At 61.6% G+C, this 13359-nt stretch carries 9 protein-coding genes and 1 pseudogene; 2 read left to right on the plus strand and 8 right to left on the minus strand.

Annotated features, from left to right (window positions below; genetic code table 11):
- Positions 1 to 120 precede the first annotated feature (120 nt).
- The 4 genes and pseudogenes from V6943_RS14420 to V6943_RS20485 all read right to left on the minus strand — a co-directional run.
- Positions 121 to 1722 (minus strand): response regulator, encoded by a 1602-nt coding sequence (locus V6943_RS14420; RefSeq protein WP_445324144.1) that lies wholly within the window; start codon positions 1720 to 1722, stop codon positions 121 to 123.
- Between the two features lie 82 nt (positions 1723 to 1804).
- Positions 1805 to 3328 carry an ATPase domain-containing protein gene (locus V6943_RS14425; protein WP_340554090.1) on the minus strand — a complete coding sequence of 508 codons (1524 nt, stop codon included), beginning with the start codon at positions 3326 to 3328 and terminating at the stop codon, positions 1805 to 1807.
- A 378-nt stretch (positions 3329 to 3706) separates the two neighbouring features.
- The gene (locus V6943_RS20480; protein WP_445324145.1) at positions 3707 to 4549 is read right to left on the minus strand and encodes a methyl-accepting chemotaxis protein; all 843 of its coding nucleotides are present in this window, start codon (positions 4547 to 4549) and stop codon (positions 3707 to 3709) included.
- Between the two features lie 12 nt (positions 4550 to 4561).
- Positions 4562 to 5698, minus strand: a pseudogene (locus tag V6943_RS20485) (HAMP domain-containing protein); the annotation flags it as partial.
- Between the two features lie 213 nt (positions 5699 to 5911).
- On the opposite strand from V6943_RS20485, the gene V6943_RS14435 reads away from it, so the two are divergent.
- Positions 5912 to 6856, plus strand: a complete 945-nt coding sequence (locus V6943_RS14435; protein WP_340554093.1) for a class I SAM-dependent methyltransferase — start codon at positions 5912 to 5914, stop codon at positions 6854 to 6856.
- A gap of 67 nt (positions 6857 to 6923) precedes the next feature.
- Complete coding sequence (locus V6943_RS14440) at positions 6924 to 9359, plus strand: PAS domain S-box protein (protein ID WP_445324137.1); 2436 nt, start codon at positions 6924 to 6926, stop codon at positions 9357 to 9359.
- A gap of 65 nt (positions 9360 to 9424) precedes the next feature.
- Here the strand turns inward: V6943_RS14440 and V6943_RS14445 are convergent, their stop codons facing one another.
- The 4 genes from V6943_RS14445 to V6943_RS14460 form a co-directional block, all read right to left on the minus strand.
- Positions 9425 to 10231, minus strand: a complete 807-nt coding sequence (locus V6943_RS14445) for an outer membrane protein OmpK (protein WP_340554095.1) — start codon at positions 10229 to 10231, stop codon at positions 9425 to 9427.
- A gap of 355 nt (positions 10232 to 10586) precedes the next feature.
- Complete coding sequence (locus tag V6943_RS14450) at positions 10587 to 11861, minus strand: hypothetical protein (RefSeq protein WP_340554097.1); 1275 nt, start codon at positions 11859 to 11861, stop codon at positions 10587 to 10589.
- A gap of 52 nt (positions 11862 to 11913) precedes the next feature.
- Positions 11914 to 12390 (minus strand): curli production assembly protein CsgB, encoded by a 477-nt coding sequence (locus V6943_RS14455; RefSeq protein ID WP_340554098.1) that lies wholly within the window; start codon positions 12388 to 12390, stop codon positions 11914 to 11916.
- Positions 12391 to 12513: 123 nt separating this feature from the next.
- Positions 12514 to 13350 (minus strand): CsgG/HfaB family protein, encoded by an 837-nt coding sequence (locus V6943_RS14460; protein ID WP_131650574.1) that lies wholly within the window; start codon positions 13348 to 13350, stop codon positions 12514 to 12516.
- Positions 13351 to 13359 lie beyond the last annotated feature (9 nt).

The following is a 13359-nucleotide window of genomic DNA, read 5'->3' on the forward strand; positions in this document are numbered from 1 at the left end:
GATTGACAGGCGAACGGCATAAGTCAGGGCGAACCGCAGCGGCTCGGAACACGCGTTTCGACGGCCCTGCATGTGGTTAGTTCGCGACGCGGCGAGTCTCGTCGGACAACCGCAGGCGGATCAGAGTGCGGCCAGGCTCGTCAGTTCGGCGCTTTCAATGGCAAGTTTCAACGCCGCGCCCAGCTCTTCGAGGCGGTAGGGCTTGGCCAGCACATGCACGCCTTCGGCCTCCGCCGACTTTCTCGCCGCCTCGGCGTAACCGCTGGTGAGCAGGACGGGAATGCCGAGTTGCCGCGTGTGGATTTCTCGCGCCAGTTCCACGCCGTTCATGCCGCCGGGCATCATCACGTCGGAAAAGACAACGTCTACTCGGTGCCCGTTCGCCAGTGCCCCGAGGGCAGCGGCAGCGCTGCCGGAATGGATCACCTGGTAACCGAGGTGCTCGAGCATCTCGCCCACCAGCGCGGCGACTTCTTCGTCGTCGTCGACCAGCAGGACGCTACCTGCGGACACGTCGGGAGATTCATCGATGCGGGCATCCTCGATGTGCACTTGACCCGGCACATGCGCCGAGCGAGGCAGCATCATGATCACGCTGGTGCCTCGCCCGCATTCGGTATCGAGCCACACCGTGCCGCCGGACTGGCGGGCGAAACCGTAGACCTGAGCAAGCCCCAGGCCGGAGCCCTTGCCGATTTCTTTGGTGGTGAAGAAGGGGTCGAATACCCGTTCGCGCAGATCATCCGGGATGCCGGTACCCGAATCGATCACCGCCAGCCTGACGAAATCACCCCGGCAGCCCAGCACCTGCTCGTTCGGCGCATTGGCTGCCTGCAGCAGAATCGAGCCGCCTTCGGGCATGGCATCGCGAGCATTCACCGCCAGGTTGAGGATCACCAGTTCCAGCTCACCGGGATCGACCTCGATTGGCCAAAGGTCCGGCGCAAACTGCACCTGAACATGAATATCACCGCGCAGGCTGCGATCGAGCAGTTCGCTCATCTGGCTGATGCGCAAGGCAAGGTCCACTGGCTCGGGTGCCAGCGACTGGCGCCGGGAAAAAGCGAGCAACTGGCGGGTCAGGGCGGCTCCGCGCTGCGCGGCCTGACGCATGCCATCCATCAGACGCTGGCGACGCTCCGGATCCGCTCGCCGATCGATCATATCGAGGCCGCCGGAGATGACCATCAGCAGGTTGTTGAAGTCGTGAGCGATCCCGCCCGTGAGCTGGCCGATGGCTTCGATTTTCTGCGTCTGGCGCAGGGTTTCCTCTATATGGGCGCGTTCAGCCATTTGCGTGCGCAGTTCGCCATTGGTCTTCTCCAGTTCGCTGGTGCGCTCCATTACCAGCGCCTCCAGTTCGAGGGATGCCTGTTCGCGAGCTTCTATCAGCGCTCGCACTTCATATTGGCGATGTCGGCCGCGTAGCGCCGTCTGGAGGGCGCTGGTGAGGGTAATGCTCTGTACCGGACGTTCGAGCAGCGAGACGTTGCGCAACGCCGCCACCATGCGCTGACGCCAGGCGGTGACTGCAGGTTGCTGACGTTTGCTGGTTAGCACGACGAACGGGAAATCGGACCACGTCGGTTGCCGATCGACCCATGCAGACAGCGCGTCGAGGTCTTGGCCGAACAAGCCTTCTTCGGCGATGAACACCGCATCGGCATCCGTGTCGGCGCGCTCCAACACCTCCTCGACACTGTGACAGACGATGGCATCCATGCCGCTGCGGCGGAGCAGGTCGGCTGAGGCAGGACCGTCCCTGCCAATGGGGGCGTAGACGGCTACTGTCGGGCTTGCTTGCTCAGGCGTCGTCATGCTCGTCTTTCATGAGAGGAGTGGCATCGCCGGTGTACTCCGGCGTGCCTGAGAATATGCCGCTGAAGTTCGAAAGCGGTGGCCCGACCTTGATGCCGGAATAACCAAGCTGGAATTCCCGAATGGTGTTTTCGTGGCGGCCGCTGCGTTTCTTGACCACCGACAACGCGCGCCGAACGACACCAGCATGCTCGAAATAGCGCAGCATGATAACCGCATCACTGAGATAGCTGATATCCACGGGCGTTTCCATCGGTCCGACCAGGCCATGCTGAGCCAGAACCATCACGCTCATCACGCCTTGCTGGCCCAGATAGCTGAGCAATTCGTGCATCTGCAGAATCAGGAAGCGGCCGTCCGGCATCGCATTTAGATAGCCGTTAAGACTGTCCAGCAGCACCAGCCGTGCGCCCTGCACCTCGACACTGTGGCGCACCGCGGCGGTAAATTCGCCAGGTGAAAGCTCGGCGGGATCGATTTGTTGCAGGTGCAGCAGCCCTTTTTCGATCCAGGGCTCGATATTGAGTCCCAGCGCTCGGCCACGGGCCAGCAGCGTGCCGATGCCTTCATCGAAGATAAAGAAAGCAACCTGCTCGCCACGTTGGCACGCCGCTATGGCGTAACCCAGCACCAGCGAAGACTTGCCAACGCCGGCTGCGCCGATCAGCAGCGCGTTGGTGCCGCGCTCCAATCCGCCGCCGAGCATTTTGTCTAGCCCGGCATTGCCGCTGGAGATCAGTTCGCCGGTAAAAGCCGCGTGATGTTCGGCAGCGATCAGCCGCGGGTAGATGGCCAGCCCACCCCTCTTGATGCTGAAGTCGTGATAGCCACCGCGGAACTGGATGCCACGCATCTTGATGACCCGCAGCCGCCGTCGCTCGGCGCCGTAATCGATGGCCAACTGCTCGAGCATCACCACACCGTGGGAGATCGAGTGCAGCTGCAAATCCCCGCTTTCCGAGGTCTGGTCATCGATCAGGATGACCGTGCAGCGCCGGGTGGTGAAGAAGTGCTTGAGCGCCAGCACTTGCCGGCGATAGCGCAGCGGGCTCTGTGCCAGCAGGCGCATCTCGGACAGGCTGTCGAATACGACGCGGGTCGGGTTGGTTTGGCTGACGCGATCAAAGACCTGCTTGGTGGTTTCGCTCAGCTCCATCTCGGCCGGGTGCAGTACCGTCAGCTCGAGTTCGGGGTCGAGGCTGGCCTCCGGTGACACCAGTTCGAACACATCGATACCTTCGAGTGTCCAGCCGTGGCGCTTGGCAACAAGCTCCAGTTCCTGCTTGGTTTCTGAAAGGGTCACATAGAGCACCTGCTCGCCTTTGCGTACGCCTTCGAGCAGGAACTGCAGAGCTAGGGTGGTCTTGCCGGAACCGGGGCTGCCCTCGTAGAGGTACATCCGGTTGGGGTCCAGTCCACCGCCGAGGATGTCATCCAGGCCTTCGCTGCCGGTTGAAATACGCGGCGAGTCGTCGTCTTGGGTGAAGGTAAGATCAGGGGATTCGGTCATTCCATACTCCTTTCGCGGGCTCTGCATAAGGTCGCCGCGTTCCTTTACTTCTGGCGCTCCGGCCATAGAGCGGTTGCCGATTACGAGGCAAAGTACGCCCAACAATAGCCGGGCTAAGCCGCTCGATGGGCGCCTGCGGGGGGATATTGCGCAGATGATATGCGAGAGGCGCCGTTATTCAATCCGACTCGGCTTTTACCAAGCCGTTCCGCATGGCCAGCGCGTTAGAGCGGCATTCCTGGCGTCGCCGCGACGGCGACGCGAGGTGAAAAGCCGGGGTGGTGGGCGTTTCGCTGACGCGAAAAGCTGCTCGAATGGGGCAGCACTGAAGCCCTCATCACCCATCGTCGACCGCAGCGTTTCCGCGCGCTTTCGCATTTACAGCTTGAAGCGGCTCACCATGGCGATCAGGCGGTCGTTGGATGCGGACAGGCCATCGGTGCTCTTGCTCACCGTCACGCCGGATTCCACCAGTTCGTCGACCATATCCCGCACCGCAACCATGTTCTGGTTGATTTCCCCGCTGACGGCACTCTGCTCCTCGGCAGCCGCGGCGATTTGCGCGCTGAGGTCGTGGATGCGGTTGACCGAATCGGCCATTTCATCGAGCCCGCTATTGACGCGGGTGGTCCGCTCGGCTGTGGCCTGGCAGCTGCCTTTGGTTTTTTCCATCGCGTCTACCGCAGCATCGACAGCGCTCTGCAAGGCCGCGAGCATCTCGTTGATTTCCGACGTGCTCTGCTGTGTCCGCCCGGCGAGCGCGCGCACTTCGTCGGCGACCACGGCGAACCCGCGCCCTTGTTCACCCGCGCGGGCGGCCTCGATGGCGGCGTTCAGCGCGAGGAGGTTGGTCTGCCCGGCAATTTCACCGATCACGCCCAATACATCGTTGATGCGGCGCGCGTCCTGCTGCATCGCCTGGACGCGCGCGGTAGCCGAGTCGACTTCATTGACCAGCGCCAGCACGCTTTGCGCCGCTTCGTCGACGGTGCGACGCGAATGCGCGGCGTGATCGTTGGCAGCCTGGGTGAAATTGGCGGTTTCGTTGGCGCTCTGGGCGACCGAGTCGGCCGTGGAGCTCATTTCGGTGATGGCCGTCACCGCCTGATCCGTTTCGCTGGCATGGCGAGCCAGAATGCCGTTGGTGTGATCGGATTGCTGCTTGAGCTGTTCGAGTTCGACCGAAATCTGGCGGGACGAGGTGGCCAGGTCGGCGATCATTTCCTGCAGATAGGCGATAAAGCGGTTCACCGCGACACCGATGCGGTCGACTTCATCGTTGCCCTTGATCTCGATGCGGCGGGTCAGATCCGCATCGCCGGACGACAGCGACTGGATGTTGGCCGACAGCAGATGCAGTCGACGCATCAGGTTGCGCAGCGCGACGACCATCAGCAGCAAAAGGAAACCCACCAACGGCAATTGCAGCCAGCCCAAGGTGCCGAGCACCGAGCGGGTCTTCTCGGTCAACAGGTGGCTGGGCAGCGCGGTTGCGAGCAGCCAGGGCGTGCCCTCGATGGGTTTGAGGAAGAACGAGGTCTGCTCGCCATTCTGGCCTTCGAACTCGGTAAAGCTGCGCTGGTCGCCACGGTCCAGCGCGGCCTTGATCTGCGCCACGAACGGCGTGCGTGACGCCAGCTCGGAGACGTTTTTCAGGACGGTCTGTTCGCTCAGGGCAGGCAGGTTGCTGAGAATCTTGCCGTCCGCCTCGACGATCATGATCTGGCCCTGGATTTCCTTTTCCTTGGTCGCAACCAGTTCATTGAAGAAGCCCAGCGTCAGGTCGATCGTCGATACGCCATAGACGCTGCCGTTCTTGTTGATCGCCATGGCGCAGTTGGTGCGTGGTTCGGCACTGGCGTCGTCCTTGTAGGCGGCTGCCCAGGCGCAGCGCCCGCTAGGCGTTTGCGCGCCGGCCCGGTGCCAGGGCTGCTCGAAGTAGTTCAGCGACTCGGCGCTGTTCCAGTGCGTGTTGATCTTCAGCTGACCGCTGGCGTCACGGTGATAGAAGGTGCTGTGTTTCGCTACGCCGGGCGTCCGAGCGTTGGGCAGCGGCCAGATGCCTCCGCCGAACACCTTCTGATCGCCGTACTGGTCGATAAGCCCAGGCAGCACCGCGTCGATCTGGTCGCTGTCGAGCAGCGCGACGGTTTGGGTAATGGCGCGGGACTGGCTTTCGATCCGCGCCAGATTAAGCCGAATTGCCTGGGCGATCTCGTCGACTTTTTCTTCCACTAATTGGACTTCGGTGGCTTTCAACTGGGGTGCGACGAATTGATAGATGCCCAGCAGCGTCAGGCCGATGGCGACAAGGATGAAGGCCGCGAAAGTGGTGAGGTAGCGTGCCTGGATCGTTTTCAAGAAGGTCATGGTTGTGCTCGTTACAAGGGGCTACGGCGGAAGAACGCCCATACGTTCGCGTTATCGGCGCACCCTTCTGAAGCTGTAGGGCTATTGGTCGACTCGGTACGCTTGGCGAGCCGGGGACGCGAGCGTTTCTCGATGGCTGCATTGGCGGCAGGTCCGCAAGCGCTTCGAATCCTGTTTAAAATCGCGCGCTTTCTCTAACTAACGATGACCTTCATGCACGCCGATGCCCTTGTCACTTTGCAGAACCACCTCGCCACTGCCTTGATGCAGCTGCCCGATGAGACCCGCCGTCTTTTTCATGGACGCGGTCGCTGCTGGGAGGGGCTCGAGCATGTGACGGTCGATTGGCTACAGGGCATCGTGCTGGTTTCGTTGTTCCGCGCGCCGGCGGACGCCGAGCTGGATGCGTTAAGGCTCGGCTTGTCGACGCTCACCCAAGGTGCCGAGTGGCAGAACAGTGGGGCGCATAGCCTGCTGTTGCATCACCGCTATCTGCCCGACAGCCACATGGAACAGCTGCTGGGCGAGCCGGTCAACGAATGGCTGATCAGCGAGAACGAGCTGCGCTACAAGCTGGATCTCGGCATCAAGCAGAACAACGGGCTGTTTCTGGACATGCGCTACGGCCGTCGCTGGGTGCAGGAACAGGCGCACGGCAAGCGGGTACTGAACCTCTTCGCCTACACCTGCGGTTTTTCCATCGCTGCCATCGCGGGTGGCGCCGAGCATGTGGTCAACCTCGACATGGCGCGCGCCGCGCTCAGTCGCGGGCGCGACAATCATCGGCTCAACGATCATGACCTGAGCAAGGTCAGCTTCCTCGGCCACGAGCTGTTCAAGTCGTGGGGCAAGGTGAAGAAAAGCGGCCCGTATGACATGGTCATCGTCGATCCGCCATCGTTCCAGAAAGGTAGCTTTGCGCTCGACAAGGATTACCGGAAGATCCTCCGGCGCTTGCCGGAGCTGCTGACGCCCACGGGTACGGTGCTGGCCTGCGTCAACGATCCCGACGTGGGTCCCGAATTCATCATCGAAGGCGTTGCTGCCGAGGCGCCGGACTTGGTATTTCAACAGCGTTTGCCGAACCCGCCGGAGTTCCCGGATGTCAACTCCGACAGTGGCTTGAAGGCACTGGTTTTCAGCCGCACGCCGGAGTAGCGACGGCTGACGAGGGGGCGTCGAAGCATTCCTGTCGCTGTTACTCTTCGCTGAAACTTCACGGCCTTTGGCTGACCACTACTCTGGCCTGCGGCCTTGTACCTTCACGGCGGGGCGAGCACTCATAGCAACGTCGCGGGCGCGAATTCGACCCGCCACAGGAGACATCGCCATTCCTGATCCAGGCCAGCAAGTACAGGCAATTTTCAACGCCGCCAGCGACTGCGCCATGCTCACCACCGATTGCGACGGCATCATCACGGCCTGGAGCTCGGGTGCCGAGCGCATCTTCGGCTGGACGGCGCAACAGATGTACGGACAACCCTTCGACCGCCTATTCAGCGGCGATGGCCGCAATGCGGAACTGCTGCGCGAGCAGATGCAGCGCGCCCTGCAGCAGGGCAGCACCAGCCACGAACGTTGGTATATCCGCGCCGATGGGTCACGTTTACATGGCGCGGGCACGCTCACGCCGCTGTTTGGCGAGAAGGGGCATTTCGGCTTCCTGAAAATCCTGCGTGACCGCACGGCGGAGGATGAGGCCGCGCGGCGATTGACCGAGAGCGACAACCGTTACCGCCTGCTGTTCGAGGCGATCGATGCGGGCTTCTGCATCATCGAGATGAAATTTGACGCGCAGGGTAAGCCGATCGACTATCGGTTCGTTGAAACCAATCCGGCCTTCGTACGCCAGAGCGGGCTGGTCGATGCCGGCGGCAAATGGATGCGCGACCTCGCGCCTGCACATGAGCAGCACTGGTTCGATATCTACGGTGAGGTGGCGCTGAGCCGCCGCCCGGTGCGTTTCGAGAACCATGCCGAGGCCTTGCAGCGTTGGTTCGAGGTGCAGGCGATGCCGATCGGCGAGCCGTCCGAACAGCGTGTCGCGGTTCTGTTCAACGACATCTCCGCACGTCGCAACGCGGAGCAGGCCCTACAAGCCCTAACCGCCTCGCTGCGCGAGGACGTCGCAACCCGTACCAAGGACCGTGACCAGCTCTGGGAGTTGTCCAGCGACGTGATGCTTCGCTGCCGTTTCGATGGCGACATCATCGCGGTCAATCCAGCCTGGGAACGGTTGCTGGGCTGGCCCGAGGAGCAACTTCTGGGTGCCAATATTCTCGACTTCATCCACTCGGACGACCTGGCGGACACGAGTGCGACCGTTGGACAGTTGTCGGAGGGGCGCTCCTTTCTGCATTACGAAAATCGCTACCGCTGCACCGATGGCAGCTATCGCTGGCTCACCTGGTCGGCCCGGCCGGCGGACGGTGTGATCAATGCCGTGGGGCGCGACATCACCGCCGAAAAGGAACAGGCGCAGGCGCTCGCCCAGGCAGAGGCGCAGCTGCGCCAAAGCCAGAAGATGGAAGCCGTCGGCCAGTTGACCGGCGGCCTGGCGCATGACTTCAACAACCTGCTGACCAGTATCGGCGGCAGCCTGGAACTGCTCGAAAAGCGCATCGAGCAAGGCCGTGTCGAATCGCTCGCGCAGTACGTGACGGTGGCCCAGAACGCGACCCGCCGAGCGGCGGCGCTGACGCACCGCTTGCTGGCGTTTTCTCGCCGCCAGACGCTCAACCCGATGGCCACCGATGTCTGCGAGCTGATCAGTGACCTGCGCGAACTGCTCAGCCGCACGGTCGGCCCTTCGATCACGCTGCAGACGCAGTGTGCCGAGGATCTGTCTCCAACGCTGGTGGATCGCAACCAGCTGGAAAACGCCTTGCTCAACCTCGCCATCAACGCCCGTGACGCGATGCCCGACGGTGGGACGCTGACGATCGGTGTCAGCAACATCTGGCTGGACGACCGCAAGGCGATAGATCTCGACGTGCCGACCGGGCAATACGTGCTCGTATGCGTCACGGATACCGGAGTCGGCATGTCCAAGGAAGTCGCCGCGCAGGCATTCGATCCGTTTTTCACCACCAAACCATTGGGCATGGGAACCGGTCTGGGATTATCGATGGTGTACGGCTTTACCCGGCAGTCGGGCGGGCAGGTGAAGATCCAGTCCGAACCGGATCATGGCACCACGATCTGCCTGTATCTGCCGCACGTAGTCGCGAATGTGCAGCAGGCCGATACGGTGATCGATCCCAAGTCGACACTTCAGGTAAGCGGTGGGTCAGGCGAGACGATCCTGGTCGTCGATGATGAACCGGCGGTGCGCCTGCTGGTGGTGGAGGTTCTCGAGGAGTTGGGCTATCGGGTGCTGCAGGCAATCGATGGTAAAAGCGGCCTGAGTATTCTTCAGAGTGGCGAACCGGTTGCACTGCTGGTCACGGACGTCGGGCTAACGGGCGGTATGAATGGCCGCCAGCTAGCCGACGCCGCTCGCCAGTCCGACCCCGCGCTGAACGTGCTGTTTATCACCGGCTACGCGGAAAGCACCGTGATGGGCAACGGTCAGCTCGAACCGGGCATGGGTCTGTTGACCAAGCCGTTCACGATCGATGCGCTGGCAGAGCGCATCGAAGCGTTACGCGGCAGGAACTGATGCCGCCATCGAGCCTGACCGTAACCGCCGGTTTGGCTCGCGACGGCGCCCGAACGCCGCCAGGATCAGTAATGGGCCTTTACGATGAAGTTGGTGACATTGTTGTCGGTGTTGAACGCAGCGCTGTCCTGCACACCGTATTTGTCCGACCAGTAGTCGTACTCGATACCGACGTATAGCTTGCCAGGGGTGTAGTCCAGCGCTTTGCCCAGGTCATACTTGACCTGCGGGTTGATGTGCAGGTTCTTTGCGACGAAGTCGTTGCTGGTTTTGGAGCCGGCATCATTGACCACCCAGTCGATATAGCCATCGAAGAGGATGTCGGACTTGCCCAGCGGGAACGTGATGGCCCAGGTTGGCGTGATCTGCCATTGGCCACTGGCCTGGCCGGTGATGCCGTCCGGCTTGCGGTAATAGGTGTTGATCGACAGACGATCGAAGCCCGGTACGGCCAGGTCGATGGCGGGGCCGAGCAGGTAGTTGCGGTTGCGTCCTTCGCCTCGCTCATAGGTCGCCGAAAGCAGAACGTCGGTGACTGGCCCAAACGATAGGTCTTGCCCGGTGATCTTGCCCAGTGAAAGACGAGGGCTGAATTCCCCGTAATAGGTGCGGCCATCATTGCCCGAATGACCGTTGAACCACTTGTGGTCGACGAACAGGAACATGTCGCCCCAGGTCCAGCCACTGGCATGTTCGAAGGTAATGGTCTGCTGGATATCGGCCTCACGCCCATCCTCGCCTGAGTCGACGGCGAAATTTTTGCCGTAGAGGTAGGTCAGGCTGTTGTTCTGCCAGAGCATTGGGTCGGCCATGGCTTGGCTGGCGAAAGTCAATCCCGCCGCGAAGACGGCGGTGCTGAGGCTGCATTTCATCGATGTGCTCCCTTGTTGCAGTTGCGGCTGCTTTATTTTGAGCTTTGTCCAAACGGGCAGGCGTTGTGCTCGAAGCAGTGCCGCGCCAGTCGATCAAGCGCAGCGGAAATACCACAGAAATCGTTTTATTTCATCGTTTCGTGAGGGCGCAACGCTGTCGCGTGGCGGTTTTGGGAGAAGCGGTCGATAACGAGCAAGCGAATAAGCGGCTCGTATCGGAGCTGTTGTACGCGTTTCGATCCGAATTCGGTTGCGGGTCGATCGCCTAAGGGAGCGTGAGTCAGAGGAACGCAGGCGGCGGCCCCAGAAACGAAACTGCCGGCGCAAGGCCGGCAGTCGCGAGGTGTAGCGCGGATCAGTGTTGGGTAACGATCGCCATGTTATTGAGGCCAGCCTGGCGGATCAGGGCGTTGTTGCCCATGCCGCTCTGGTCGACCAAGGCCTCATGGCCGGTGCCATTTTGAATGACGGTCGCCAGATGGCTTTCGCCGTACTGGGACAGAATGGCCATGTTGTTTACACCGTCCTGGGTGATGCTGGCCAGGTTGAGATCGCCGTCCTGGACGATATCGACGTCGTTACCAGCGTTGCTGCTGGAACCGGTGATGCGGTTGCCTTCACCTTCTTGCACGGCGCTGAGCATGTTGTACGTACCGGACTGGTTGAAGTTCAGCTCGTTGGCGTTGCCCAGCTGGTCCACCGTCGCGTTGTTGTAGCTACCATGCTGACCAACTGTGGCGACCTGATCACGGCCGTCCTGATCGAGCACTGCGCCGTTGCCAAACCCGTACTGATTGGCAGTGGCGGTGTTGCCATTGCCGCGCTGGGCGAGGTTGGCGTCGTTCTCATTGCCCTGCTGATAAACGAAGGCGTTCTGGTAGCTGCCGCGCTGATCCACGTTCAGGTTGTTGTTGTCACCACCCGAATAAGTATAAGCCTCGTGGTTGGCGCCAGTCTGGCTGACGGATGCATTGTTGAGGTTGCCGGCCTGCTCGACTTCGGTGATCGAGCCAGCACTCCAGTTCTGAGCGATCTCCGCGGCGTTCTCGTTGCCTAGTTGGTCGATCATGGCGCGGTCGTTCGAGCTGAACGACTGGCTGACGCTTGCATCGTTGAGGTTACCGTCCTGGTAAAGCTCGGACTTGCTGCCGTTGGCCAGCGCCTGATAGCTGTTGGCGTAGTTCCGGTTGCCCAGCTGCTCTGTAACGGCGTCGGCGCCACGGGTGGCGACCTGTTCGGTTTCGGCGATATTGGCGTTGCCGTGCTGATGCTGGTCAGCGCTGCTGTCCCAAGTACCGCCCTGGCTGATGCTGGCCTCGTTGCCTTTACCGTTCTGCCATTGCTCCGCGGTGCTGCGCAAAGCGACCGTCTGGTTGACCTCGGCCTTATGGAAGTTGGCGATCTGGGTTTGCAGGACCGAGGACGAGAACGAGCTGTTCTGCTCGACCATCGCGCCGTTGCCCCGGCCGCTTTGCAGCTGCGTGGCTGTGTTCGAGCTGCCAGCGCTCTGCGTGACTTCGGCGATGTTATCGATGCCGTTCTGGCGTTGTTCGGAGGTGTGCTCAGCGGCGAAGGCCTGGGCAGTGGCGATAGTCAGGATGGCAGCTACAAGGGGTTTGATCTTGAACATTGTTATCTCTCCATGGAATGTTTTCAGCGGTACTTCCTGGTGGTGCTTTGTTTCAGCGGTACTGGCGAACCAGCACGCTCAGACCCTGGCCGTTCTGCGTGACGCTACTGCGATGCCCGGTACCGGTCTGTTCGATCAGCGCGTTGTTGTGCGCGCCGTATTGCTCGATCCGGGCCTGGTTGTAGGCGCCTGATTGAACAATTAATCCCTGGTTGTGGCTGCCGTGCTGCTCGATGGATGCAGCATGCGCATAGCCGCTCTGAAGGATGAAAGCTTCCAGAGCGCTGCCGGTTTGAGTGATAGAGCTGGTCAGGCTGTCGCCAAGCTGGGTGACGAGTGCGAAGTTCCCATGCGCGGCGCCGATGGCTGGCCGGGTCGATGCAATCGAATGGTTCTGGCTCGATGCGATTTCGCTGGGCCACAGATCGAGTGAGGATGGACGATCGGTCGCGTGGAGGGCTGGGCTGGCTAACCCTGCGAGAAGCAGCGGCAGCAGCGCTTTGCGGGCAATCCATTGCGCCTGGCTCATCAGTCATCCCTGGTTGAATCGCGGTAGGTCATCCTGTCCTAAACCGCGATCCGGCAAATCCATCAAACGGATGAAACCGCTGCGTTTGTTTCTGGGCTGTTTCATGCCCAGAAACAGAACGACCTACAGCTTGGTCGGCGCCGCGAGGTACTTCGCCAGTTCGGCCTCGATTGCGGGTGTCGTTTCGGCGGTCTGCCATAGCCGACGGTCGACGCCTTGGGCGATCAGGTGGGCGACCGCCGCCTCGATCGCCGACAGCACGCAGAGTTGCGCCGGTTCGTTGGTGGTATAGCCGGCCTCGGCCTCGAGCAGCTCCTTGAACTCGATGAACTTGTAGACGTTGGCGCTGCGCCCGATGGAATAGATCGTCTTGGTCGTCATCACGTTGGAGAGCACCTGGCCGCTGCGCACGTCGACGGCGCGCAGATTGACCGTGACCTGATCGACCCGGTACTCCTGCGATACGCCGATACCCAGATACCGCGCGCCCTGGCCACCGCTGCGCACGTTGGTTTCGTAGGCGACGATGGCGCCTTCCATGATGATGTTGGCGGCCAGCAGCGAGGGCAGTTCCGACTGTATGTTCGGTGCCACGTCCGGCTTGGCCTGGGAGGCGCGGATGATCTTGCGCTCGGTCAGCACGTTCTGCAGGCCCTCGCGCTCCAGCACGATGAACCAGCCGCTGGCCTGCATGGCATCGACCAGCATGCTTGCCGCGCCCTGGGTGACGGCGGTGGAAAAGGAACTCGCCGGGCTTGGTTTGTACTGCCCGGTCTGGTCGCGGAAGCCGTAAACGGCGGCGACCAGCGGGCCTTTGGGGCGGGGCAGTTGCAGCAAGTCCTGATAGGTCGAAGTGCGCGGGGTAAGGGTGGGTGTTTCCTGGTCTGCGGACATCGGTTCGCGCACTGCGCAGCCCTGCAGAACGGCCATCATCCCGATGGCGACGAATAGGCTTCTCATGGCCTTTGC

The sequence above is a fragment of the Pseudomonas sp. CBC3 genome, from assembly GCF_037967085.1.
Lineage (GTDB): Bacteria > Pseudomonadota > Gammaproteobacteria > Pseudomonadales > Pseudomonadaceae > Stutzerimonas.